Origin of the sequence: Motiliproteus sp. (assembly GCF_965230735.1) — a bacterium.
GTDB lineage: Bacteria > Pseudomonadota > Gammaproteobacteria > Pseudomonadales > Balneatricaceae > Motiliproteus.
On record NZ_OZ246016.1, the window covers coordinates 2798830 to 2825382 of the forward strand.

19 protein-coding genes and 1 pseudogene are annotated in these 26553 nt (G+C 55.9%); 5 read left to right on the forward strand and 15 right to left on the reverse strand.

The genetic code is table 11. The features are described from left to right. Positions 1 to 68: 68 nt before the first annotated feature. The 4 genes from htpG to ACO05M_RS12940 all read right to left on the reverse strand — a co-directional run bounded on the left by htpG (position 69) and on the right by ACO05M_RS12940 (position 5144). On the reverse strand, positions 69 to 1997 hold the full coding sequence (htpG, locus tag ACO05M_RS12925) for a molecular chaperone HtpG (protein WP_421863503.1): 1929 nt from the start codon (positions 1995 to 1997) through the stop codon (positions 69 to 71). 441 nt (positions 1998 to 2438) lie between these two features. Beyond that, positions 2439 to 2831 (reverse strand): SMI1/KNR4 family protein, encoded by a 393-nt coding sequence (locus ACO05M_RS12930; RefSeq protein ID WP_421863506.1) that lies wholly within the window; start codon positions 2829 to 2831, stop codon positions 2439 to 2441. A 65-nt stretch (positions 2832 to 2896) separates the two neighbouring features. Continuing rightward, a complete protein-coding gene (locus ACO05M_RS12935; protein ID WP_421863509.1) occupies positions 2897 to 3628 on the reverse strand; it encodes an HNH endonuclease in 732 nt (243 codons plus the stop codon). Between the two features lie 487 nt (positions 3629 to 4115). Further along, positions 4116 to 5144, reverse strand: a complete 1029-nt coding sequence (locus ACO05M_RS12940; RefSeq protein ID WP_421863511.1) for a class I SAM-dependent rRNA methyltransferase — start codon at positions 5142 to 5144, stop codon at positions 4116 to 4118. A 386-nt stretch (positions 5145 to 5530) separates the two neighbouring features. Between ACO05M_RS12940 and ACO05M_RS12945 the strand changes: the two genes are divergently transcribed. Genes ACO05M_RS12945 through ACO05M_RS12955 form a run of 3 tightly spaced genes read left to right on the forward strand, consistent with a single transcriptional unit; the run spans position 5531 to position 11315 of the window. Then, the gene (locus ACO05M_RS12945) at positions 5531 to 6673 is read left to right on the forward strand and encodes an efflux RND transporter periplasmic adaptor subunit (protein WP_421863513.1); all 1143 of its coding nucleotides are present in this window, start codon (positions 5531 to 5533) and stop codon (positions 6671 to 6673) included. Positions 6674 to 6693: 20 nt separating this feature from the next. After that, positions 6694 to 9870, forward strand: coding sequence for a multidrug efflux RND transporter permease subunit (locus ACO05M_RS12950; RefSeq protein WP_421863515.1), 3177 nt, complete (start codon positions 6694 to 6696; stop codon positions 9868 to 9870). Then, positions 9870 to 11315, forward strand: a complete 1446-nt coding sequence (locus tag ACO05M_RS12955; RefSeq protein ID WP_421863518.1) for an efflux transporter outer membrane subunit — start codon at positions 9870 to 9872, stop codon at positions 11313 to 11315. Before ACO05M_RS12950 ends, ACO05M_RS12955 begins: the two co-directional genes overlap by 1 nt. A gap of 137 nt (positions 11316 to 11452) precedes the next feature. Here the strand turns inward: ACO05M_RS12955 and sucD are convergent, their stop codons facing one another. The 9 genes from sucD to sdhC all read right to left on the reverse strand — a co-directional run bounded on the left by sucD (position 11453) and on the right by sdhC (position 22761). Then, positions 11453 to 12325 (reverse strand): succinate--CoA ligase subunit alpha, encoded by an 873-nt coding sequence (sucD, locus tag ACO05M_RS12960; protein ID WP_114694098.1) that lies wholly within the window; start codon positions 12323 to 12325, stop codon positions 11453 to 11455. Then, positions 12326 to 13492, reverse strand: a complete 1167-nt coding sequence (gene sucC / locus ACO05M_RS12965; RefSeq protein WP_421863520.1) for an ADP-forming succinate--CoA ligase subunit beta — start codon at positions 13490 to 13492, stop codon at positions 12326 to 12328. A gap of 133 nt (positions 13493 to 13625) precedes the next feature. Continuing rightward, positions 13626 to 15065, reverse strand: a complete 1440-nt coding sequence (lpdA, locus tag ACO05M_RS12970) for a dihydrolipoyl dehydrogenase (protein WP_421863523.1) — start codon at positions 15063 to 15065, stop codon at positions 13626 to 13628. Between the two features lie 93 nt (positions 15066 to 15158). Next, positions 15159 to 16367 carry a 2-oxoglutarate dehydrogenase complex dihydrolipoyllysine-residue succinyltransferase gene (gene odhB, locus ACO05M_RS12975; protein WP_421863526.1) on the reverse strand — a complete coding sequence of 403 codons (1209 nt, stop codon included), beginning with the start codon at positions 16365 to 16367 and terminating at the stop codon, positions 15159 to 15161. Positions 16368 to 16403: 36 nt separating this feature from the next. Then, the gene (locus ACO05M_RS12980; RefSeq protein ID WP_421863529.1) at positions 16404 to 19247 is read right to left on the reverse strand and encodes a 2-oxoglutarate dehydrogenase E1 component; all 2844 of its coding nucleotides are present in this window, start codon (positions 19245 to 19247) and stop codon (positions 16404 to 16406) included. Positions 19248 to 19549: 302 nt separating this feature from the next. Continuing rightward, positions 19550 to 20254 carry a succinate dehydrogenase iron-sulfur subunit gene (locus ACO05M_RS12985; protein WP_421863532.1) on the reverse strand — a complete coding sequence of 235 codons (705 nt, stop codon included), beginning with the start codon at positions 20252 to 20254 and terminating at the stop codon, positions 19550 to 19552. 12 nt (positions 20255 to 20266) lie between these two features. After that, positions 20267 to 22039, reverse strand: a complete 1773-nt coding sequence (gene sdhA / locus ACO05M_RS12990; protein WP_421863535.1) for a succinate dehydrogenase flavoprotein subunit — start codon at positions 22037 to 22039, stop codon at positions 20267 to 20269. Positions 22040 to 22042: 3 nt separating this feature from the next. Beyond that, positions 22043 to 22390, reverse strand: a complete 348-nt coding sequence (gene sdhD / locus ACO05M_RS12995; RefSeq protein WP_421863538.1) for a succinate dehydrogenase, hydrophobic membrane anchor protein — start codon at positions 22388 to 22390, stop codon at positions 22043 to 22045. Next, positions 22384 to 22761: a succinate dehydrogenase, cytochrome b556 subunit gene (gene sdhC / locus ACO05M_RS13000; protein ID WP_421863541.1), complete on the reverse strand. Its 378-nt coding sequence runs from the start codon at positions 22759 to 22761 to the stop codon at positions 22384 to 22386. Before sdhC ends, sdhD begins: the two co-directional genes overlap by 7 nt. A 412-nt stretch (positions 22762 to 23173) precedes the next feature. On the opposite strand from sdhC, the gene gltA reads away from it, so the two are divergent. Then, entirely contained in the window at positions 23174 to 24451 is a 1278-nt protein-coding gene (gene gltA, locus ACO05M_RS13005; protein WP_421863544.1) for a citrate synthase, read from the forward strand. 215 nt (positions 24452 to 24666) lie between these two features. On the opposite strand, the pseudogene ACO05M_RS13010 reads toward gltA, so the two are convergent. Both ACO05M_RS13010 and ACO05M_RS13015 read right to left on the reverse strand, forming a co-directional pair. Beyond that, a pseudogene (locus tag ACO05M_RS13010) lies at positions 24667 to 25595 on the reverse strand (GGDEF domain-containing protein). 75 nt (positions 25596 to 25670) lie between these two features. Next, complete coding sequence (locus ACO05M_RS13015; RefSeq protein ID WP_421863546.1) at positions 25671 to 25928, reverse strand: hypothetical protein; 258 nt, start codon at positions 25926 to 25928, stop codon at positions 25671 to 25673. A gap of 237 nt (positions 25929 to 26165) precedes the next feature. On the opposite strand from ACO05M_RS13015, the gene ACO05M_RS13020 reads away from it, so the two are divergent. Then, positions 26166 to 26519 carry a hypothetical protein gene (locus tag ACO05M_RS13020; RefSeq protein WP_421863549.1) on the forward strand — a complete coding sequence of 118 codons (354 nt, stop codon included), beginning with the start codon at positions 26166 to 26168 and terminating at the stop codon, positions 26517 to 26519. Positions 26520 to 26553: the final 34 nt, after the last annotated feature.

Consider the following 26553-nt stretch of genomic DNA (forward strand, 5'->3'; position numbering starts at 1 on the left):
ATCGCTGCTGCCCCCATAATAAAACAGGGCGCCTAAGCGCCCTGTTTCGTTTCTTGATAAAGGTCAGATCAACGACTGAGTTTCAGCAGCAACTTATTGAGCCGTTGCACAAAATCCGCCGGATCGGCCAGTTGCTCGCCGCTGGACAGGCAGGCCTGATCAAACAGGATCTGCGCCAGTTCACCGAACTGATCTTCGTCGGCCTCATCGTTGAGTGAGGCGACCAGCGGATGGGTCGGGTTCAGCTCCAGGGTCGGCTTGGAATCCGGAACCTGCTGACCGGCAGCCTCCATGATCTTGCGCATCTGGGCACCCATTTCGTGCTCGCCAACCACCAGACAGGCCGGTGAATCGACCAGACGATGGGTAATCCGAACCTCATTGACCTGATCTTTCAGCAGCGTCTTAACCCGCTCGACCAGCGAGTCAAACTCTTTGGCGGCCTCTTCCTGCTGCTTCTTCTCGGCTTCGTCCTCGACCTTACCCAGGTCCAGATCACCCTTGGTGATATCCTTGAACGACTTGCCTTCGTACTCGTGCAGGTTGCTCATCAGCCACTCGTCGACGCGGTCGGACAGCAGCAGCACTTCGATCCCCTTCTTGCGGAAGATTTCCAGGTGTGGGCTGTTCTTGGCGGCGGCGTGGGAGTCGGCAACGATATAGTAGATCGCATCCTGACCGTCCTGCAGACGCTCGATGTACTGATCCAGCGACTGATCCTGCGCTTCCTTATCGGTATGACTGGTAGAGAAGCGCAACAGTTTGGCGATTTTGTCGCGGTTGGCGAAGTCTTCCGCCGGACCTTCCTTCAGGACCTGGCCGAACTCGCTCCAGAACTTGGCGTAATCGTCACCGTCCTTCTTGGCCAGCTTGGTCAGCATGTCCAGCACCCGCTTGGTCAGCGCGCTACGCATCGAGTCGATGGCCGGATCCTTCTGCAGGATCTCACGGGAGACATTCAGCGACAGGTCGTTGGAGTCGATGACACCCTTGATAAAGCGCAGGTACAGCGGCAGGAACTGTTCGGCGTCGTCCATGATAAAGACGCGCTGGATGTACAGTTTCAGACCACGAATACCATCGCGGTTCCACAGGTCAAAGGGGGCACGACCGGGGACGTATAGCAGGCTGGTGTAGTCGAGCTTGCCCTCGACCTTGTTGTGGCTCCAGCTCAGCGGGTTCTCGAAGTCGTGGGAGACATGCTTGTAGAACTCCTGGTACTCCTCCTCGGTGACCTCGGTACGGCCACGGGTCCAGAGTGCGGTAGCGGCATTGACGCTTTCCCATTCAACGGGCGCATCTTCAGCAACCGGCTTGGGGTTACCCTCATCGTCGAATTCCGGCGTCGGCTCCTTGACCATCTCGACCGGGATCGAAATATGGTCGGAATACTTGCGTACCAGTGAACGCAGACGGTACCCGTCGGCGAACTCGGCTTCATCCTCTTTCAGGTGCAGCACGATGGTGGTGCCACGCTCGGCCTTCTCGATGGTGCCGACGTTAAATTCGCCCTCACCACGGGATTCCCAGTGCACCCCGTTGGCCGCCTCGTCACCGGCTTTGCGGGTCAGCACTTCAACCCGATCGGCCACGATAAAGGCGGAGTAGAAGCCGACCCCGAACTGACCGATCAGGTGCGAGTCTTTCTTCTGATCACCGGTCAGGTGGGACAGGAAGTCGGCGGTGCCGGACTTGGCGATGGTGCCCAGGTGCTCCACCACGTCCTGGCGATTCATGCCGATACCGTTGTCGATAATACGGATCTGGCGGGCTTGGTTGTCAAACTCGATCCGGATCTTCAGCTCACTGTCATTCTCATACAAGCCGCCATCGGCCAGTGCTTCGAAGCGCAGTTTGTCGGCTGCATCGGAGGCGTTGGAGATCAGCTCGCGCAGGAAAATCTCCTTATTGGAGTAGAGCGAGTGAATCATCAGGTGCAGTAGTTGTTTGACTTCGGTCTGAAAGCCCAGCGTTTCTTTTTGCGTTTCGGTGGTCATACCCAGTTCCAGTTTCAACAGATAAACCCGGCTCCCGTCCCCGCAGGACTGGAACCCTCTTGGCTGTTAAATGGGGACACTCAACGGCATTTCAACCACGGTTTGTGATAACGGATAAATCCCGGGCTGATCTGGCTCAAACGCAAAGCAATCGCAGTAGTTCGACCCCCCAATAGCGTCATTAACAGCAGCTTCTCGGGACAGGCACGCTCGAGCTTACGGCTGAAGGCGATTACCCGGGTGTAGTCCAACTAGCGGAACAGGAACGACTAAATCGAAAAGAGATCGGTTCTGGCCGGAGTGGCATCAATGAATCGCAAAAGCGACACTCATTGCCGGCAAGCGAAAGCTGATCGTGATCCTGAACATAATGGTTAAGAACGGAGAGAAATGGGAGACGAAAATGGCCTAATTAGCTTGACGGAAGACCATAGTCACTTGTTATAGCTTTTCGATTTCATTGAATGATGCTGCAAGTTCTTGCACTTCACCTGTTTCATGGAGCCAAAGAAAGACAGTGTTTAGGAACGAGTCAGACTCTTTTAGAAACACCATTTGGTCACCTAGGCCGTTGCCTGCAATAGCTAACGCGTTTTCAGGAAAGTTGCCAAATTCATGGCATGACTGAGTTTCACTGATGATGTGGTTACAAGTGCGAGATATCCCTTTCCGATCTGAAGTGTCCTTGATTGGATAGAACTCCCAGTCATCCTCTGCTGTTTGTGCTTCACCACCATTATCGAGTTTCATGGCTTCTCGGTATCCATGAGGTAGCCTTGCGCCAAGCTCTTTTTCCGTTTGAGCTAGCTGTTCCTCTGTTAGGTTAAATGGCACTGATCCCTCCGTGGCTATAACGCCCAAAGCAGCGGGCGGCGAAGCCGTCCGGCTGCCTTTGCTTGTTAGGGCTGATATATGAATTCATTGTGATAACGTAGATATTCATCAGATATTTCATGCCCCTCATTTACGGTTATTTCTTCTTTTATTAATTTGATTGCACCATAGTCCAACTCAGCGTGATGGTTGGGGCATAAACAGATCATATTGTTCGCTGTGTCGGGACCGTTATGCGGTTTACCCAAAGGCTTTATGTGGTGTGCCTCGGCATATTTCTTCCCCGCAGGCATATCTAAAGATGTGCCGCACAATTGGCACTCATAGAAGTTGATAGCTTTTACTTTCAATGAAAGGGCTGTATCTCTGATTATGCGCGAAGTGACAACGTCATTCCTATCTGGTTCCTCAAAATCAGATGGGGTCAGATCAAACTCTTCGATTAAATAGGGTGACCAATCATACTCTTTCGATTTCTTGATTTGCTCGGCCCACCATGCGTAGTCCCCATCATCTTTTCCAAAAAGATTAAAGTACCCTTTGCCAGGCTCTAAGGTAGAAAGGTTTATTATAATTCCCGTTATTCCTGGCTTTTTATTTGACTCTGTCCAGTCAGCCAAAGAAGAAAGGCCTTGAGGTTTTAAGCTTTCCCCCCACTTCTCTCTCATTTGTGGTAACCCAAGAAGATCATGGCATTCCTTGTAACCAATATAGGTTTCAGGTCGTCCAGGAACTGCTTTTTTAATTTTGGCAACCAATAGTGAAAGTAGTTTTTTCCCTTGAGGATCTAAATCCATAAATTACCTCGATACTTGCGCGACCCTAACAGTCTGGTTATGAGGACGCTGTCCTCATAATAATTATTAGCGGGATTTCCATATATCCCGCTACTCGAAGATTCCTAACCTTTCCAATCGTTTGAATCCGATAGATTTTTCCGGCAGTTCACCAGACCACCGCGGTCAAAAGAGGACACTGGGGCGCTAACAAGCGTCAAAATCAGGAATGGTGTAGTCGATTTGGCGAATCGATGGGTTGCGCGCATTGTTATCCACTCAGGTCAGCAATCCTTTGCCGAGCATAAAGTTCGGCGCTAGCGTAAGCGTTGATTCCCTGCTTACCGATAGGGATCAGTTTTCCATACTCTTCGGGTAGAAAACAACGTCAATCCAGGTAGGGCTGAATTGGTCGTGCTGGCCACGGCGTACCAGCCCGCCCAACAGCTTGATCACATGATCGGTGTTCTAACCTGGATAGCAGACCAGGGTGTTTCCAACACCCTGATTAAACCTCCAGCACCACCATTTTCAACGGGTGCTTGCCGTCGAAGCTGGGAAAGTCAGCTTCCGGTTGAATCCATTCGACCTCACGGATCGGCCGATCAACCTTGGCGGCGCTTCGCTGCAACTGATCCAACCAATCTTCGGCGTCGACCTGGGCCACGTTGTTGCAACAGACCAGACGCCCTCCCGGTTTCGTCGCCAAGAGACTGGGTTTGAACAGGCTGGGATAATCACGGATCAGATCCACCGTCCCGAACGGGCTCTTGGCCCATCGCGGCGGATCAAGAAAAACTAGATCGAACTGACAGGCTTCGAGGCGAGGATAGCTGCGCGGCGGCTGTCGTCGCCCTCCTCGTCCCTGGCGACGATAGTTGACCGGTAACCCGGCCAACTGGCGGGCTGCCGGAAAGAAGTCCGACTGAACAAACTCGATCCGATCCTCAGGTAGCTGGTTCAGCCCGGCATTTTCCCGCCCCACGGCCAGCGCCGAACCGGCGAAATCAATATTCACCACCCGAGCGGCCCCGGCACAGGCCGCAACGATACCCACACCGCAGGTATAGGAGAACAGATTCAAGACACTCAAGCCCTTGGCCTGCTGCTGGATATAACGCCGCCCGGCCCGCATATCGAGAAACAGCAGCGGGTCGATCCCCCGGTGAACCCCACGGGTACGGTAGTTGACACCCAACTCCTGACAAACAGCCTGGCTATCTGGCTCGGTACTGGATGACAGCGCTCGCTTAGCCTCTTGTGGCTTGGCCTGGCTGTGTTGACGGGCGTGATAGAACGGCTGCAGTGCCTGACCGAGGTAGCTTTCCACCTGTTCCACGATCAGCGCGACTTCCGCATCGGTCAGATCCCGGTGAAAGCTCTGAATGATCAGCTGCGGCCCATAACGATCCACGGTGACGCCGGCTTCACCGTCAACGGTGCCGTGATAGAGCCGATAACAATTGGTTTGCTCGCGCTCCAGTTGCTCGATGAGCTCACGGCGACGCTCGAGCGCCTGGATCAGCGAGTCATGCATCTGTTTAAGCGCGCCGCTCGTGATAGCGGTCGATGTTGCTGGAGCCTTGGGAAGGCCTGAGTCGGATGCGTCAGTATCGGTCATAGGAAGGGGCCTGAAAATTTGCCGCAGTATACCGCAAGCTTTTTCCGTCCGCGCCACCTCGATTTAACCCGTTGTTAACCTTCGAACGGGTAAAAATCTGCCGGCCAGCAAATTTGTCCTTGCCAGGTCACGCTAGAGCAAAAAAATACCCTTATACTTATACCTTTATACTCAGATGGCCGCCTAAACCGGGGCATGTTTTTACCGCCGTTTCGGGTTGTAAAAATGCCTATGGAATGACCACGTAATCAAGGATTAGCATGAAGAAAATCGCTCTCTTTTCTATGCTCATGATCGCCGGAATGGTGTCAGTTCAGCAGTTCAGCGCATCCCAGGCGATGGCTGAAGACGCCGCTTCAGAAGCGCAAGCATCACCCCAGGGACCGATTCCGGTCACCGTTGAGGCCGTTCAAGCCGATTCTGAGGTAGTCACCCAGGATCTGCCCGGACGTGTCTCCTCCTATCGAGTGGCCCAGGTTCGCGCCCGTGTAGCCGGAATCATCGAACAGCGGGTCTTCGAAGAAGGGACCCACGTCGATGCCGGTGAGGTGCTGTTCAAGATCGAAGACCGAACGCTGAAAGCCACCTACCGCGCCCGCAAGGCCGACGTGGCCAATGCCGTGGCGGCGTATAATCTTTCACAGCAAACGCTGAAGCGCTATCAACAGTTGCTCTCCATGGGGGCGGTCAGCCGCCAAGAGTACGACACCTATGCCGCCCAAAGCCAGCAGTCCCAAGCCCAGGTAGAACAAGCCAAGGCCAACCTTGAGATCGCCAAGATCAATCTGGACTACGCCACCGTCACCGCACCGATCGCCGGCCGTATCGACAAAGCGCTGGTCACCGAGGGCGCCCTGACCAGTGCCGATTCGACCCAGTTGGCCAATATCGAGCAGATCGACAAGGTCTATATCGATTTCACCCGAACCAGCGCCGATGTCATCCGCATCCGCCAGGCGATGAATGCGGGTTTGATCTCCGGTCCGGACGACAAGAACATCGAGATCAACCTCGGAGACGGCACCGTCTACCCGGAAAAAGGTCAGCTCGAGTTTTCCTCCCTTGAAGTGGACGAAGCCACCGGCGCCGTCTCACTGCGCGCCGTGGTCGATAATCCCAACTTCGTCCTGTTGCCCGGTATGTTTGTCCGGGTCAAGGTGCCGGTTGCCACCACCAACAATGTGATCAAGGTTCCGCAAAGAGCGGTCAACATCACCCCGAAGGGGCCGGAAGTGTACATGGTCAAGGACGGCAAACTGACCCCGGTCAAGATCGAGCTGGGACCGATGACCGGCGAATACTGGTTCGTGCGATCCGGTCTGAACAATGGTGATCGGGTCGTCGTCAGCGACACCTCGATTCTCAAAACCATGGCTGGTGCCCAGTTTGTCGGAATGACCGCAGCCGAGATGCAGAATGCGGGCATGAGTGCCAAGCAGCAATAACGGGCAACAGGGAGATTCTCATGCCGCAGTTTTTTATCGACAGGCCCAAGTTCGCCTGGGTTATTGCCATTCTTCTACTCATCGCCGGCGGGCTGTCCTTCACCCAGCTTCCCGTCGCTGCCTACCCGAGTATTGCACCGCCCCAGGTCACCGTCACCGCACGTTATCCGGGCGCCTCGGCCAAGACCATCGAAGATACCGTCACCAGCGTGATCGAAGATGAGATGAACGGTATCGAAGGGCTCAAATATATCGCCTCGGAATCAAGCCGCGCCGGTACCGCCACCATCATTCTGACCTTTGAAACCGGCACCGACACCAATATCGCGGCGGTCGATGTTCAGAACCGGCTCAAGCGGGTGGAAGCGAGATTACCCTCATCGGTCAATCAACAAGGGGTAAACATCGACAAGACCCGCCCCGACTTTCTGATGATCATCGCGCTGCACTCACCCAACGGCACCTATAACGCCACCGACCTGGGCGACTATATCGACGCCAACGTGATCAGTGAGATCCGTCGAATCCCCGGGGTCGGCTCTGCCGATCTGTTCGGTTCCAAGTACGCCATGCGGATCTGGATCGACCCGAAAAAAATGACCTCGTTCAGCATCACTCCGGACGAGATCGTCTCTGCCATCCAGAGTCAGAACGCGCAACTGGCTACCGGTGAGCTGGGCGCTCTGCCCTCACCGGCCAACCAACAGATCAACGCCACCGTGCTGGTGCCATCGCGACTCTCGACCGTGGACGAGTTTGGCCAGATCATCCTGCGCTCCTCCTCCGAGGGGGCCGTGGTTCGGCTACGCGATGTTGCCCGGATCGAACGGGGCGCCCAAAGTTACGCCACCAACGTTCTGCTGAACGGTCAGCCGGCGGCGGCCTTTTCCACCAAACTCTCCAATACCGGCAACGCGCTGATCACGGCTCAACTGATCAAGGAGAAGATGGACGAGCTGCAGCAGTTCTTCCCCGAGGATATGCGCTGGATGTCGCCCTACGACACCTCGTTATTCGTCGATATCTCCATCGCCGAGGTGAAAGAGACCCTGATCATCGCGATCATTCTGGTCACCATCGTGATGTTCGTGTTCCTGCAAAACTGGCGTACCACCCTGATCCCGTTAATCGTGGTTCCGATCTCACTGATCGGCACAGCGATCGGCATGTACCTGTTCGGCTTCTCGATCAACATGCTGACCATGTTCGGCATGGTATTGGCGATCGGTATCGTGGTGGATGATGCGATCCTGGTGGTGGAGAACATCGAACGTCTGATGGAAGAAGAAGGCCTTGGCCCCTACCAGGCAACCAAGAAATCGATGAAGCAGATCAGCGGTGCCATCATCGGCACCACCGCGGTGCTGGTGGCGGTCTTCGTACCGATGGCCTTTATCAGCGGCTCGGTCGGACAGATCTATAAGCAGTTCTCCCTGACCATCATTATCTCGGTCTGTATCTCGTCGTTCCTGGCGCTGTCGCTAAGTCCGGCGATGGCCCAGGGCCTGTTGAAAGCCAAGAATCCGAACCCGGGCAAACTGGTGCATGCGCTATCGGCGCCGGGAAGATGGTTTAACCGCGCCTTCGCCCGACTCACCAACGGTTACATGGTCCTCGTCAAGCTGATGCTCACCGGTGTCGGCGTGGTTGTGACCATGCTGGTTTTCGTCGGTATCGGTGCCTTTGACTATCACAAGTTCAACAGTCTGCCGAAAGGCTTTGTGCCCTCGGAAGACCAAGGCTTCGTCGTGACCGGTGCCCTGCTGCCGTCGGGCGCCACCCAGGAACGGGCTAAAGAGCTGGCGGATAAAACCGATGCTTGGCTCAGCAGCCAGCCGGAGATCAAAGATGTCATCACGGTCTTGGGATTCGGCTTTTTGGGATCGGGTCAGAACACCTATATCAGTTTTGCCAACCTGCACCCCTGGGACGAGCGCACCAAGAAGGGCCAGCGGGATGCCGATCAGATCGTCGCCGATGCGGGCCCGGCCTATCAGCGCTTTATCGGTGACGGCATCGTGTTCGCGTTCAATATGCCGCCGATTCCCGGCCTGGGTAACGACAACGGCTTCGACTTCAGACTCCAGGACCGATCCGGTAACAGCGACCCTGATGCGCTGATGCAAGCGGCATTTCAGATCATGGGGATGGCGGCTCAGGGCGATGGCCCCGCCACCATCGCAGGCCTACGTCCAAACACCCTGCCACCGGCCCCGCAGATCCGGATCGATGTCGATCGCATCAAAGCCCGCTCGCTGGATGTCGATATCGCCTCGCTGAATTCCACCCTGCAGATCGCCATGGGATCGGCCTACGTCAACGACTACATCGAAAACGGCAAGGTCCACCAAGTCTGGGTTCAGGCGGATCAGGATGCCCGCTCCTCGCTCGAAGCGATCATGAGCCTGCAGGTACGCAACACCCAGGGTGGACTGGTCGACCTGAAAGAGATCGCCAGTGCGGAGTGGATTCAGGGCCCGGCCAAGCTGAATCGCTACAACGGTGTACCGTCGCTGCCGCTTAGCGGCGCCCCTGCCCCGGGTGCCAGTAGTGGTGACGCCATCGCGATGATGGAAGCGTTCGCCGCTCAACTGCCCAAGGGCTTCGGCTTCGAGTGGTCCGGCCAGTCCCTGGAAGAGAAGATCTCCGGCGGCCAGACCGTCTATGTGTTTGCCCTGTCGATCATCGTGGTGTTCCTGGTATTGGTGGCCCTGTATGAAAGCTGGGCGGTGCCGCTATCGGTCATGCTGGTGGTTCCGCTGGGTGTACTGGGTTGTGTGCTGGCAGTCGGCATGCGGGGGCTGACCAACGATGTTTACTTTACCGTGGGCATCATCACCATCATCGGTCTGTCGACCAAAAACGCCATTGTGATCGTCGAGTTTTCCCGTGATCTGCAACACCACGGTAAAAGTGCCTACGACGCCGTGGTAGAAGCCTGCAAACTGCGTTTCCGGCCAATTCTGATGACCTCCTTTGCCTTCGTGCTCGGGGTAATCCCCTTGGCGGTAGCCACAGGTGCAGGCTCCGCCAGTCGACGCGCCATCGGCACCGGGGTTTTGGGCGGCATGCTCTCAGCCACCGTACTGGCTGTCCTGTTTGTTCCTGTGTTCTATCTTTTGGTTCGTAAACTGTTCCCGGCCAAGCCCACCAGAGCGGAACTGGAAGCCCAAAAAGCCGCCATGGAGGATCAATAATGCACCCGCTCTCCAAAATCAGCGTCGCGCTGCTGCTGGCCGGCAGCCTGTCAGCCTGTACCAATCTGGCACCGCAGTTCGAGTATCCCGAACCTCCGATCGCCAACAGCATCTCCGGTGTAACCGAGAGCGTGGCACAGCCTCAGATCGAACTGGCGGCCTGGCGAGAATTTTTCCCCAGCCCGACCGTTAAACAACTGATCGAACTGGCGCTGGAAAATAATCGTGATCTGCGGATCGCAGCCGCAAACGTGGCCGAGGCCCAGGGGCTGTATCAGATTCAGCAGCGAGAGTACCTGCCCGATATCGGCCTCAACGGCGCCGGGACCACCACCCGGAACTCAACCAACCTGACCGGCGATGACAATATCAGCCGCAGCTACAGCGCCAACGTCGGTCTGGTCTCTTATGAGATCGACTTCTGGGGTCGAATCCGCAACCTCAACGATGCCGCGCTGGCAAGCTACTTCGGCACCCTGGAAGCCCAGCGCTCGAGCCAGCTGAGCATCATCTCCGAAACTGCCAATGCCTACTACAACTGGCTGGCGGCGACGGAAAACCTGCGTCTTGCCGACGAAACGCTGGAAAGCCGTAAGAAGTCGATGGAGCTGATCAAACTACGGGAAACCGTCGGCATCGCCTCTTCGCTGGATATCGCCCAGGCCCAGGTTGCCTTGGTCACCGTTGAGGCCCAGAGAGCTCAGAATCAGCGCACCCTGTCGAATTTCAAGGCGGCTCTGGAGCTGCTGGTCGGCACCCCGATTGAGCAGTTGCTGGCAAATCAGAAAAACGGTCACAAGCCCGATTTCAAACTCCAGATTCCGGACAATCTCGACTCCAGCATCCTGCTCAGCCGACCGGACATCATCCGTTCAGAAGAAGCCCTGCGTGCGGCCAATGCCAATATCGGCGCCGCGCGGGCAGCGTTCTTCCCGCGGGTCAGCCTGGTGGGCAGTACCGGGCTGGCCAGTAGCGATCTGAGCGATCTGTTCGGCTCCGGCTCCAGCACCTGGACCTTCACACCCTCGATCGCCCTGCCCCTGTTCGGCAACAGCAATCAGGCCAATCTCGATGTAGCGAAAGCGCGCCAGCAACGCTCGGTGGCCGAATACGAAAAAGCGATCCAGACCGCCTTTTCCGAGGTCTATACCAACGCCCAGGCACGCATCTCCAGGCGCGCCGAGATCGAAGCCAATACCCGCCTGGTGGCAGCGCAGCAAGACCGGCTGAAGCTGGCCGAAGCCCGCTACCGGGCCGGCCTGGATAGCTACACCGAAGTCTTGGACTCTCAGCAGAACCTTTTCTCCGCCGAGCAGGCGCTGCTGGAATCGGAGCGTGGTGAAGTTGAAGCGGTAATCCAGCTCTATAAAGCGCTGGGTGGTGGTGACAGCACCAGTAAGAGTTTCCGCGAACTTCACAGCCAAACGGAGCAGAATCAGGGCTAGGACCGGCATGTGGGGACCGCGGAACCCGCATCTTCACACACTGTTGAATCCGGCCTATCCGTCCATAAAAAAAGGGCCCTCGATGAGTGCCCTTTTTCGTTAACCACCAAGGTTAATCGTCCATTCGGAAGCCTGGCTTACCAGCCGGTCACTTCCTTCAGTGCGTCACCGATCTGAGCCAGTGAACGTACGGTCTTAACACCGGCGTCTTCCAGGGCGGCAAACTTCTCGTCTGCAGTACCCTTACCACCGGAGATGATCGCACCGGCGTGACCCATGCGCTTACCAGCCGGGGCGGTAACACCCGCGATGTAGGACACAACCGGCTTGGAAACGTTAGCCTTGATGTAGGCAGCCGCTTCTTCTTCGGCGGTACCACCGATCTCACCGATCATCACGATCGCTTCGGTAGCCGGATCGTTTTCGAACAGCTCCAGAACGTCGATGAAGTTGGAACCCGGGATCGGGTCACCACCGATACCGACACAGGTAGACTGACCGAAGCCGGCATCAGTGGTCTGCTTAACCGCTTCGTAAGTCAGGGTACCGGAACGGGATACGATACCCACCTTGCCCGGCAGATGGATGTGACCCGGCATGATGCCGATCTTACATTCACCCGGAGTGATCACACCCGGACAGTTCGGACCGATCAGGGTAACACCCAGCTCGTCGCACTTAACTTTACACTCAAGCATATCCAGCGTCGGGATACCTTCGGTGATCGCAACGATCAGCTTGATGCCGCCATTCGCTGCTTCCAGGATGGAATCCTTACAGAATGCAGCCGGTACGTAGATGACGGAGGCGTCAGCACCGGTCGCTTCAACCGCTTCAGCAACGGTGTTGAAAACCGGCAGACCCAGGTGAGTCTGACCGCCCTTACCCGGCGTTACACCACCAACCATGTTGGTGCCGTAGGCGATCGCCTGCTCGGAGTGGAAAGTGCCCTGACCACCAGTGAAACCTTGACAGATTACCTTGGTGTCTTTGTTGATTAGAACGCTCACTTATTTACCCTCCGCTGCTTTAACCGCTTGCTGAGCCGCGTCAGTCAGGCTGGTAGCGGCGATGATGTCCAGACCGGACTCAGACAGAACCTGAGAACCCAGCTCGGCGTTGTTACCTTCCAGGCGAACAACCACAGGCACTTCAACACCGACTTCTTTAACCGCAGCGATAATACCTTCAGCGATCAGGTCACAACGGACGATACCACCGAAGATGTTAACCAGAACCGCTTTCACCTTGTCGTCAGACAGGATGATCTTGAAGGCTTCGGCAACACGCTCTTTGGTTGCACCACCGCCTACGTCGAGGAAGTTGGCCGGGAAGCCACCGTGCAGCGCAACGATGTCCATGGTGCCCATGGCCAGGCCTGCACCGTTAACCATGCAACCGATGGTGCCGTCCAGCGCAACGTAGTTCAGCTCCCACTTGGCCGCATTGGCTTCACGCTCATCGTCCTGTGACGGATCGTGCATCTCTTGCAGATCCTTGTGACGGTAAACGGCGTTGGAGTCGATAACGACTTTGGCGTCCAGGCAGTGCAGGTTGCCGGCGTCGGTGATAACCAGCGGGTTGATCTCCAGCAGCGCCAGGTCCTTCTCAGCGAACATGGTCGCCAGACCCATGAAGATCTGTACGAACTGTTTGACCTGTACACCTTCCAGACCCAGTTTGAATGCCAGGTCACGGCCCTGGTAGGGCTGCGGGCCGGCCAGCGGATCGATGGTGGCCTTCAGGATCTTTTCCGGAGTCTCTTCAGCAACCTTCTCGATCTCAACACCACCTTCGGTGGAGGCCATGAAGACGATGCGGCGGGAAGAACGGTCAACAACGGCACCCAGGTACAGTTCCTGAGCGATGTCGGTGCAGGTTTCAACCAGAATTTTGGAAACCGGCTGACCATTGGCGTCTGTTTGGTAGGTTACCAGGTTTTCACCCAGCCACTTTTCGGCAAAAGCTTTGGCTTCGTCGGGGCTGTCAACCAGCTTAACGCCACCCGCTTTACCACGGCCACCGGCGTGGACCTGGGCTTTAACGACCCACTTGTCACCGCCAATACGCTTACAAGCCTCGGCGGCATCCTTAGGGGTCTCAACGGCCTCACCCTGGGATACCGGCAGACCGTACTGGGCAAACAGTTGTTTTCCCTGATACTCGTGAAGATTCATGTCTCGATCCGTTATTTACGTTCTCATAGGCGCCTCCCGATTTGAACTCGGGCTGCGCTAATTCACCGCCCTGCCAACAGGCCAGAGCGGTCCATGGTCCGGCAGACCGAAGTCCGCCGGGGGGCTGTTTTTATTATTTACGCTTTTTGCGATTTGCCACGTGGATGGCGTGGTTGTCACACGCCAGGGCCGCCTCATGAATCGCTTCAGAGACTGTCGGGTGGGCAAATACGGTCAGCTGCAGGTCTTCGGCGCTGGAGCCGAATTCCATGGCGATAACCGCTTGCGCGATCAGTTCGCCGGCTTGACCACCGACAATATGGCAGCCCAGGATCCGATCGGTCTCTTCGTCAGCGATCAGCTTAACGAAACCGTCAGTGTCCTGAGAGGCCATCGCACGACCGGAGGCCGCGAACGGGAACTTACCAACCTTAACCTTGACGCCTTCGGCTTTGAGCTGCTGCTCGGTCTTGCCGACCCAGGCCAGTTCAGGATGGGTGTAGATGATGCCCGGGATGCAGTCGTAGTTCATCTGGGCCTTATGGCCGTGGATGATGTCGGCCACCATGATGCCTTCTTCAGAGGCTTTGTGCGCCAGCATCGGGCCACGCACCACGTCACCGATGGCGAAAACGCCCGGGACAGAAGTACGGCACTGGCCATCAACGGAGATGAAGCCACGCTCGTCCAGCTCAACGCCGCTATCGGCGCCCAGCAGGCCTTCGGTGTACGGACGACGACCAACCGCAACGATCAGCTTGTCGACCACGATCTCCTGCTCACCTTTGGCATCGGTGAACTTGACCACAACTTCTTTGCCTTTGACTTCGGTGCCGGTAACACGCGCATTCAGGCGGATATCCAGGCCCTGCTTCTTGAAGGTCTTCTGAGCCTCTTTGGCCAGGTCCTTATCGCAGAACGGCAGGAAGTCTTCCATCGCTTCGAGTACGGTGACTTCGGTACCCAGACGGTTCCAGACAGAACCCATCTCCAGGCCGATAACACCGGCGCCGATCACACCCAGACGCTTCGGGGTCTCGGTGATGTTCAGGGCACCTTCGTTGTCCAGAATCAGGTCATCGGTCAGCGGAGCCGGCGGAATGTTAACCGGTACGGAACCTGCTGCGATGATGATATTTTCTGCATCAACCACTTCGGTGCTGGCGTCGTGCTTGGTGACTTCTACTTTCTTGCCGCCCAGGACCTTACCGGTACCCTGCAGCAGGGTTACACCGTTAGCCTTGAACAGGCCGGCTACACCCATGGTCAGGTTCTTAACGATCTGGTCCTTGCGACCGACCATGGCGGCAACGTCAATGTCTACCTTGCCGGTGCTGATGCCGTGGACTTTGAACTCTTCGTGAGCCATGTGGTACTTGTGGGTACTGTCCAACAGCGCTTTGGACGGAATACAGCCCACATTCAGACAGGTACCACCCAGTACCGCAGTGCCCTTGTCATCGACCCACTTCTCGACACAGGCGGTCTTAAGACCCAGCTGCGCGGCACGGATCGCTGCAACATAGCCACCGGGGCCCGCACCGATCACTACAACATCAAACTTTTGTGACATGTCCGATTTTCCTATCAGTTAACCTTTTGGGTTGTCTCTTGGAGGCAGCGGAAGCTGGTAGGCGAACCGCTGCACGGGAGCGAGTATTTCTAGTTATACGTCCAGCAGCATACGTGCCGGATCTTCAAGCAGGTCCTTGATGGTGACAAGGAACTGTACTGCATCTTTGCCGTCGATCATGCGGTGATCGTACGACAGGGCCAGATACATCATCGGCAACACAACCACTTCACCGTTGACCGCCATCGGGCGCTCCTGGATCTTGTGCATGCCGAGAATCGCAGTCTGCGGCGGGTTCAGGATCGGCGTCGACATCAGCGAGCCGAATACACCACCGTTGGTGATGGTGAAGGTGCCGCCCTGCATATCGTCGATACCCAGTTTGCCTTCACGGCCACGCTGGCCGAAATCGGCAATGGCGGATTCTACACCCGCCAGGCTCATGCCGTCGGTATCACGCAGTACCGGTACCATCAGGCCACGCTCGGTAGAAACCGCAACACCGATATCCTGGTAACCGTGGTAAACGATATCGTTACCATCGATGGAGGCGTTAACCGCCGGGAAACGCTTCAGCGCTTCGGTGGCTGCCTTGACGAAGAACGACATAAAGCCCAGTCGAGTGCCGTTGTGGGTCTTCTCGAACAGGTCTTTGTACTGCTTACGCAGCTCCATCACCGGCTTCATGTTGACTTCGTTGTAGGTGGTCAACATCGCCGCGTTCTGCTGGGCTTCAACCAGACGCTTGGCGATGGTGGCACGCAGACGGGTCATCGGTACGCGCTTTTCAACACGCTCACCCGCAGCCGGAACCTCAACCGCCGGCGCGGCAGCCGGAGCAGGTGCAGCAGCCGGCGCGGCAGCCGGCTTGTTCTTCAGGTAGTTCAGAACATCCTCTTTGGTGACCCGACCACCTTTACCGGTGCCGGGCACCTGTGAGGCATCCAGGTTGTTTTCATCCAGCAGTTTGCGGGCTGCCGGACCGGCGGCGGCATCAGCATCACCTTCGGCAGCAGCTTCAGCCGGTGCAGCTTCGGCAGCAGCCGGTGCTGCAGCGGCAACGTCGCCAGCAGCAAAGATCGCGATGACTTCGTCGCTCAGCACGGTATCGCCTTCGCCTTTGATGATTTCGGCGATGCTTCCGTCTGCCGGGGCAACGACTTCCAGAACTACCTTATCGGTTTCGATATCGACAATCAGCTCGTCCCGGGATACGGCTTCACCGGGCTGCTTGTGCCAAGTTGCAACAGTACCATCTGCAACAGACTCAGGAAAAGTAGGGGCTTTGATTTCGATAGACATGTCACTTCCTTTATTTAGTAGTGGCGGGCAGGCGGCTTACGCCTGCGGGCCATTGATCGCTTCATTAACCAGAGTTTCTTGCTCTTCGGCGTGCTGCGACATATAACCGGATGCCGGTGCCGCCGAGGCTGGGCGAGCAGAAACTTCCAGGTTCAATGTCGGCCAGAGCTGTGCCAGAACATGGCGCATGTGGTGCTGCGAGCAGTACCAGGCACCCTGGTTCAGCGGCTCTTCCTGACACCAGACAACGCTCTCGATGTTCTTGTAGGCCTTGAGGGCTTCGATCATATGCTCTTCCGGGAACGGATAGAGCTGTTCGATCCGGACGATGGCCACATCGTCATTGCCCTGCTCTTCGCGCTTGTTGTAAAGGTCGTAGTAGACCTTACCGCTACAGAGCACCAGTCGCTTAACCTTGTCAGCCGCGATGTCGTTGACCTCCGGAATCACGGTCTGGAAGGAACCGTCGGTCAGCTCTTCCAGGGTCGAGATCGCCTGCTTGTGACGGAGCAGAGACTTCGGCGACATCACGATCAGCGGCTTACGCAGCGGACGAATCACCTGGCGACGCAGCATGTGGAAAACCTGGGCCGGTGTGGTCGGCACACAGACCTGTACGTTGTGTTCGGCACAAAGCTGCAGGTAGCGTTCCAGACGGGCCGAGCTGTGCTCCGGTCCCTGCCCTTCGTAGCCGTGAGGCAACAACATGGTCAAACCACACAGACGGGCCCACTTGTGCTCACCGGAAGTGATGAACTGGTCGATAACCACCTGGGCACCGTTGGCGAAGTCACCAAACTGAGCTTCCCAGATCACCAACGCGTTCGGCGTGGTGGTGGCGTAGCCGTATTCGAACGCCAGCACGGCCTCTTCCGACAGGAAGGAGTCGTGGATGGTCATCCGCGGCTGATCGTCGGCCAGGTTCTGCAGCGGCACATAGACTTCACCGTCTTTCTGACTGTGCAGCACCGCATGGCGGTGGGAGAAGGTGCCACGACCGACATCCTGACCGGTAATACGCACCGGGTGGCCTTCGGCCAGCAGGGTCGCGTACGCCATGGTTTCGGCGAAGCCCCAGTTGATCGGCATTGCACCGGAACCCATACGCTTGCGATCTTCAAGGATCTTCTGCACCTGACGCTGAATAGTGAAGCCTTCAGGCACATGGTCGAGCTTGGCAGCCAGCTCTTTGACCAGCTGCGGATCGACACGGGTGTCGTAGGAATGGGTCCACTCGTGACCCAGATAGGGACGCCAGTCAACGAACAACTCTTCGTTGGGTTCGGTAACCAGAGACTTGGCGACGTGACGGCCATCTTCGAGTGACTGACGGTAGTCAGACTCCATCGCCTTGCTTTCTTCGGCGCTCAGAACCCCTTCGGCAACCAGCTTATCGGCATAGAGTGCCCGGGTTGTCTTCTGGGTCTTGATGGTCTGGTACATCAGCGGCTGGGTACCGGACGGCTCGTCGGCCTCGTTATGGCCGCGGCGACGGTAACAAACCAGATCGATAACGACGTCTTTCTTGAACTCGTTACGGTAGTCCAACGCCACCTGGGTGACGAAAGCGACCGCTTCAGGATCATCGCCATTAACGTGGAAGATCGGCGCCTGAACCATCTTGGCCACGTCGGTGCAGTACTCGGTGGAACGCGAGTCTTCACGCTTGTTGGTGGTGAAACCAACCTGGTTGTTGATGACGATGTGAACCGTACCGCCGGTCTTGTAGGCGCGGGTCTGCGACATCTGCAGGGTTTCCATCACCACACCCTGACCGGCAAAGGCCTGGTCACCGTGGATGGTGATCGGCAGTACCAGATTGCCCTCCGGATCATCTCGGCGATCCTGACGGGCACGTACGGAACCCTCAACCACCGGCGACGCGATCTCCAGGTGGGATGGGTTAAATGCCAGCGCGATATGGACTTCACCGCCCGGGGTCGCCACGTTGGAAGAGAAGCCCTGGTGGTACTTAACGTCACCGGAGGTTTCCAGGGTCCGCTTACCCTCGAACTCTTCAAACAGTTCCTGCGGGTTCTTACCGAAGGTGTTGACCAGAACATTCAGGCGACCACGGTGGGCCATGCCGATAACCACTTCTTTGGCGCCGGCCTTACCGGAACGCTGGATCAGCTCATCCATACAGGGGATCAGCGCTTCACCACCTTCCAGACCGAATCGCTTAGCACCGGCGAAGCGGGAGCCCAGGTATTTCTCAAGCCCTTCAGCGGCCGTCAGGCGCTCAAGGATGTGCTTGCGATACTCCGGCTCAAACTCGGGATGACAGCGAACCGTTTCCAGACGCTGCTGGACCCAACGTTTCTCCTGGGTATCAACGATATGCATAAACTCTGCACCGACGCTGGTGCAGTAAGTCTGGTGCAGATCATCGAGAATCTGTTTAAGCGGCGCTTCTTCAGGACCGAAGAACAGTGAACCGAGTTGGAAGATCGTATCGTGATCAGCTGCCGACAGCTCATGGAACTGAAGTTCCAGATCCGGTACGTCCTCACGCTCCATCAAACCCAGCGGATCGATTTTGGCGATCTGATGACCACGAACCCGGAAGGCGTTGATCATCCGCAATACCCGAACCTGCTTCTTCTCGTGCTCGGAGCTGACGCTGGAGACCGGAAGGGCCTGGGCAGTGGCGCGTTGATTTTTGGAGAGGTAGAGGAAGTGCTCGCGCACTGTGGAGTGAGGTACGTCTTGGGTGACGGTTGGCTGAACGCGGGGGAGCTTATCAAACTCTTCCCGCCATTGTTGTGGTACCGCGTTGGGGTCTCTGAGGTATTCCTCGTAGAGTTCTTCTACGTAGGCCAGATTCCCACCTGAGAGATGTGAAGTACTCCACATCAACTCCATTATGCCTTCATGCATTCTTGACAACCCTGTAGTGAGGCGCTTGCCGAACGGCAACGTTCTTCACCCTTTGGCCAACCCGAGGTCGACCGCGGGGAACAACATCCCCTGTAGCAATGTTTCTATGACATTTTTAAGTTGCTGGATGGTTAGATAGGACCCCCTTCACCACCAGCAAACGCGCAAAGTCTACAGTACTTATTTACGACTAGAAATAGTGCTTTTTACTTACTTCGAAAATCGCTTGAAAGCCCGTAGCTTCTTATTATCAGGCAAAAAAAATGGTGCGTATAACCGCACCATTTTTATGCCTATTCGGATCAGGTCGCCTGTTGCAGCAGCATGTTCCGAATTTTACCGATTGCCTTGGTGGGATTGAGTCCCTTCGGGCAAACATTGACGCAGTTCATGATGCCGTGACAACGGAACACGCTGAACGGATCGTCAAGATCAGCCAGTCGCTCCCGGGTCGCTGTATCACGACTGTCTGCCAGGAAGCGATAGGCTTGCAGCAGACCAGACGGACCGATGAACTTGTCCGGGTTCCACCAGAACGACGGACAGGAGGTCGAGCAGCAAGCGCACAGGATGCACTCGTACAGCCCGTCGAGCTTTTCACGCTCTTCCGGAGACTGCAGACGCTCGATCGCCGGCGCCGGCGTATCGTTGATCAGGTACGGTTTGATCTTCTCGTACTGCTTGTAGAACTGAGCCATGTCGACAACCAGGTCACGAATAACCGGCAGCCCCGGCAGCGGACGCAGTACCAGCTTGTCCTGCTCGACTACCGCGGACAGCGGAGTGATACAGGCCAGACCGTTCTTGCCGTTCATGTTCATACCGTCGGAACCGCAAACACCTTCGCGGCAGGAACGACGGTAAGCCAGACTCGGATCCTTATCCTTCAGCAGCTGGAGCAGATCCAGCACCATGATGTCCTTACCACCCGGGATATCGATATGGATATCCTGCATGTAGGGCGCATCATCGGTCTCGGGATTGTAACGATAAACACTAACTAACATGATGACACCCTCTTAGTAAGTACGCTTCTTGGGCGGGAAAGCCTCGACAGTCTTCGGCGCGAAGTTAACGTCACGCTTACCGACCCGCTTCTCACCCGGGAAGTACATGGAGTGTTTCAGCCAGTTCTCGTCATCACGCTCGGTGAAGTCGTTACGGGCGTGAGCGCCACGACTCTCTTTACGCTCTTCAGCAGCAATTGCAGTCGCTTCCGCCACTTCCATCAGGTTTTCAAGCTCCAGCGCTTCAATACGTGCCGTGTTGTAGGCGGAGGACTTGTCTTCCAGATGGGTGTTTTCAACCCGTTTACGGATATCTTTGAGCATCTCCAGACCTTTCTGCATGCTCTCACCGTCACGGAATACACCGAAGTAGAGTTGCATGGTCTTCTGCAGTTCAGCGCGAACTTCAGAGACGCTTTCACCGGCGGTGGTCGCGTTCAGACGCTCCAGACGAGTCATCGCCGCAGCGATGTTCTCTTCGTTGGCATCCTTGGCGGTGTAACCATCGCTCATCAGTTTCTGGATATGCAGACCGGCGGCGCGGCCGAATACAACCAGGTCCAGCAGCGAGTTACCACCCAGACGGTTGGCGCCGTGTACAGACACACAGGCGACCTCACCACAGGCGAACAGGCCCGGAATCTCAACATCGTTGCCGTCGGCATCCTGAGTCAGCGCCTGACCACCGATATTGGTCGGAATACCGCCCATCATGTAGTGACAGGTCGGCACAACCGGAATCGGCGCCTTGACCGGGTCAACATGAGCAAAGGTCTTGGACAGCTCACAGATACCCGGCAGGCGGCTGTGCAGCACTTCCTCACCCAGGTGATCCAGTTTCAGGAATACGTGATCGGCGTTTTCACCGCAACCACGACCATCCAGAATCTCCAGAACCATTGAACGGGCCACAACGTCACGACCGGCGAGGTCTTTGGCGTTCGGCGCGTAACGCTCCATAAAGCGTTCGCCGTCCTTATTGATCAGGTAACCACCCTCACCACGACAACCTTCGGTGACCAGCACACCAGCACCGGCGATACCGGTCGGGTGGAACTGCCACATTTCGATGTCCTGAACCGGGAATCCGGCACGCAGCGCCATACCCACACCGTCACCGGTGTTGATCAGCGCGTTAGTGGTGGACTGGTAGATACGACCGGACCCCCCTGTCGCCAGGACAGTTGCCAGTGCTTTGATGTAAACGGTTTCGCCGGTTTCCATGCAGATTGCAATGACACCTACGATAACGCCGTCATCATTCTTCACCAGGTCGGTGGCATACCACTCATTGAAGAAGGTGGTACCGCCCTTCAGGTTGGCCTGGTAAAGGGTGTGCAGCAGCGCGTGACCGGTACGGTCAGCCGCAGCACAGGTACGTGCCGCCTGGCCGCCTTCGCCGAAGTTCTTCGACTGGCCACCGAACGGGCGCTGATAGATACGACCGGACTCGGTACGTGAGAACGGCAGACCCATATGATCCAATTCAAACACCGCCTGAGGACCGACCGAGCACATGTACTCGATGGCGTCCTGGTCGCCGATATAGTCGGAGCCCTTAACGGTGTCATACATGTGCCAACGCCAATCGTCGTTTGGATCAGCACTGGCGATAGCACAGGTAATACCACCTTGAGCGGAAACCGTGTGCGAGCGAGTCGGGAACACCTTGGTGACACAGGCCGTCTTCAGGCCTGACTGGGTCAGCTGCAACGCGGCACGCATACCGGCGCCACCGCCACCAACCACGATCGCATCAAAACTAAGCGTACGAACTTTAGTCATTGCTTATAATCCCCACAGTACCTGAATGCCCCACACCAGATAGGTGAACATCGCTGCACCACAGATCACTTGGAACAGGAAGCGGGGGCCAGTTGGTTTGATGTAGTCGGTCGATACGCTCCACAGACCAATCCAGGCATGGGCACCAATGGACAGCATGGTCATCAGGGTAAAGACGCGAACCCAAGTCTTATCGAACAGGGCACTCCACTGTTCGTAAGTCAGGTCAGGGTTAAACAACAAGTAAGTCAGGATGAAGACGGTATAGACCAGCAGCACAACGGCTGTGGCACGCTGAATCATCCAATCATACAGGCCGCTACGGCCAAAGCTTGTGATAGAAGTTACCATACCCATACTCCCGCCAGCAGGACTGAAACAACACCGGCAGCCAGGGTGGCTTTGGCAATCATCGTGCCGCTTTCCAGCTCTTCACAGTAACCGCAATCCATAATCAGATGCTTGATACCGGCAAAGAAGTGGTAAAGCAGCGCGGATACCAGACCCCAGGCGATAAACTTCGCGAAGAAGCTATTGCTAAGCATGTCGGTAACGGCGTCAAACCCCTGCTGAGACTCCAGGGAAAGATCAAACACATACAGCATGAAAGCGACACCTACAAAGAGGATGACGCCGGTGATGCGGTGCAAAATCGAGGAGATTGCAGGAAGGGGTTGCTTAATAGTACGTAAATCTAGATTTACAGGTCTCGTTTTATTCACGGCTCTAATTCACACTCACGTTAGCCCTCTGACGGGGCGATTAGAAGGACGTGCCAGGAGGTGAGGTCAGAAATAGAAAAAAAGAAAAAATCCTTTTCTCTCCCCAACTTCGACGCGAAAGTATACCCATCTCGCCCTTTCAAGACAATTCAAACGAACTAGACCAAAGGTAAAGAACAGGCTGATTATTTCGCGTACAGCCACCCTGGATTGTGATTTTATTTAAATTGACTTTTGCCAATCAAAATCCGTGCTGCATTGCGACAATAGAACCTTTGGATCAATTGACTTTAAGCGCAATCTGCCTATAGTGGGGCACTCTAAAGATGACCTGCCAGAGAGCAAATTCATGTTAACTCATTGAATTTGTTCAACTGGCGTCCAATAAAACTTAAGAATGATAGGAGCCGCCATGACTGACAAGAAAGCCTATTTGAAGGTCGACGGTCTAGAAGAAACCTTTGAACTGCCGGTCCTGCACGGTACCGAAGGTCCCGATGTAGTAGACGTACGCGCGCTGACCTCAAAAGGCCTTTTCACTTACGATCCTGGCTTCGTTTCCACCGCAGCCTGTGATTCCGGCATCACCTTCATCGACGGCGGCAAAGGCATTCTGCTCCACGGTGGTTACCCGATCGAACAACTGGCTGAAAAGTCAGACTACATGGAAGTCTGCTATCTACTCCTTAATGGCGAACTGCCCAACGCTGAAGAAAAAGCCAAGTTCGTCAGCACTATCAAGAACCACACCATGGTTCATGAACAGCTGAGCCACTTCTTCAACGGTTTCCGTCGTGACGGCCACCCGATGGCTATCATGTGTGGTGTTGTCGGCGCCCTGTCCGCGTTCTACCACGATTCCCTGGACATCAACGATGCCCACCATCGTGAGGTTTGCGCCTTCCGTCTGATCGCCAAGATCCCGACCATCGCCGCGATGTGTTACAAGTACTCGATCGGCATGCCGTTCATGTACCCGCGCAACGACCTGAACTACGCCGAAAACTTCCTCTACATGATGTTCGGCAATCCTTGCGAGGAGTACGTACCTAACCCGGTTCTGGCCAAGGCAATGGATAAGATCTTTATCCTGCACGCCGACCACGAGCAGAACGCTTCCACCTCTACCGTACGTCTGGCTGGCTCCTCAGGCGCCAACCCGTTCGCTTGTATCGCATCCGGTATTGCCGCCCTTTGGGGGCCGGCTCACGGTGGTGCCAACGAAGCCGTACTGACCATGCTGGAAGAGATCGGCGATGCCAAGAACATTCCGGAATTCATCGCCAAGGCCAAGGACCCGAACGATCCGTTCCGCCTGATGGGCTTCGGTCACCGCGTCTACCGCAACTTCGACCCGCGCGCCAAGGTAATGAAAGTTTCCTGCGACGAGGTTCTGAAAGAGCTGGGCCTGGAGAACGACCCGCTGCTGAAGATCGCCAAAGAGCTGGAGCGCATCGCCCTGGAAGACGAGTACTTCGTCGAGCGCAAGCTTTACCCGAATGTCGACTTCTACTCCGGCATCATCCTCAAGGCGATCGGTATTCCGACCAACATGTTTACCGTTATCTTCGCCCTGTCCCGCACCATCGGCTGGATCTCTCACTGGAACGAGTTCCACTCCAGCCCGAACCGTATCGGTCGTCCGCGTCAGCTGTACACCGGTCCGGCCAAGCGCGACTACCCGGGTTAATCAACCCAACTTCCAAAAAGGCCGCATAATGCGGCCTTTTTTGTATCTGCTGTTGATATCAACACAGCCACGGCTCGTGTAATCACCTCGAAGCCACCTGATTGCTTGATTCAGCCAGGATTCTTTGTGGGCAGCATCTCAGAATCTGAAGCTCAACTCCTGGCACTGACAACAAGATCACCAGCAACACCCGCGCCTATGAAGACCAAACTGACTCAACCGGCAGCAATCTGATTTTTACCCCGATGCTTGGCGCTGTAGAGATAATGATCTGAGCGGGCAACCAGCTCACTGATCGTCGATCCATCATCCGGGCAGCAAGCAACACCCGACGAAAGCGAAAAGGTCACCGAGTCGCCGCCAAACTGCTGCCGACATTGGGATTTGAACAGATCGGCAATCAACTCGGCCTTATCCATCGCCTGCTTTCGATTCATTTCCGGCAGCAACAACAGAATTTCGTCGCCGCCAAGTCGGCAAGCCAGATCTACCGAGCGGGTGTTTTCTTCGATGATCCGGGCCAGTATAACCAGCACTCGATCGCCCGCTTCATCCCCATCCGATCATTGATCTTCTTAAAATCATCGATATCAATATTGATAATCGAAAGTGACGGATCCTTGGCATCTTCAACGACAATCCGTTTGCTCTTCTCCTGCCAACCGCGCCGATTCAACAGCCCCGTCAGCGGATCCTTGATGGATTGATGGAACAGATCATTACGCAAGCCCAGGTTGGAGATGGTGATCGCCAGCACACTGGCAGCGGGAGTCAGGGCCTCTGAAACATTGGCGACCTGTGCTTCATCGGCACCATTAAGCTCAACGGCAATCACGCCGTAACAGTCTGCCGCATTGCTGACCGGTACACACAGCTGACGCTGCGGCACACCTCCACAGGAACGCTCACAAATCCCCATTTCGGTGTCGTAAATCTTGTTGGAACGGCGGCTCCAGCACTTTTCAAATTCCAAGGCCTCGAAGCGATCACTCTGACCACCCCACTGACAAACCGTCTGAGACGACTCATTGCGGCCACCGAGGACAACCGCCCCGGCATTGGACTGCGCCAAATCACAGGCATAACTTTGGAAAACCCGTACCGCCTCCTCTTCAGACTCGGAAATCAGCAGGGCTTCGGTCATCTGCCCCACCACTGTCAGCTGTCGGGATTTCTCCAGCGCGCGTTGTTTACCCTGCTGCTCGGCCGCCTTGAGTTGCTATATCTCAATTAATCGCTGCTTCAACGCATGCTGCGCCAGCGTCAGGTCCCGCCACCGTCGCCAAGAAAACCACGCCATCGCTAGCGCAATCGCCGCCGCCGCAATCGGCAGCTCGTCCAGCTCTATCTCTTCATACTGCGCAGACCACTCGATAAAACTCTCGTTGGCGTCAAAGTACGCAGCCAGCAGCAAGGCAACCAACGAAAACCCCAAGGCAACCATCAGATCTTTTGAGCTATTGGACAGCATCGCCAATCACAACCACGCAATCAAACATTCCGTTCAACCAGCGTAGCACAGCCTCAAACATGGCTACCCTAGCCTGATCCGCCGATGAAACACCTATAGCTCCTATTTACTTTGACCAGATGGCTAGTCGCTGACCAGTTTTTGAGTAAAAGACCAAACAGTAGATAACGGTATAAATTAAGCTAAACATTGCCCGTTCATATGACGGTTGTAACACGCTGCCATTTCTTTGATGATGCGAACATGAAAACAATCAGCAGCCTGCTCTTCTCACTGGCCTGTTTTGCTACCGCTACGCTCTCTGCCCAGATGATGGGAGCCGGGCTCTGGTTTTGGATAATCATCACCGCCGGCCTAGTCGTTGGTGCCAGCCTATTTTCATCGCCACTGACCAAACCCGCCGTTGCACTGGCCGGCTGCCTGAGTGTCATCTCGGTGGGTGCTATATTGCTGGGCTTGGTAGCCGCAACGATCGGCGGCTCCTTCAATATGGATGGCGACTCTGCATTGCTGCTGAGCCTGTTTGCAGTGATTGCGATCAGCGGCGCCGGACGGGTGCTGATCCATAAACGCGAACTGCGTCAACGACGCTTCTGAAGCGTGGCCGGAAGCCTGTGCGCGGTCAACCCTG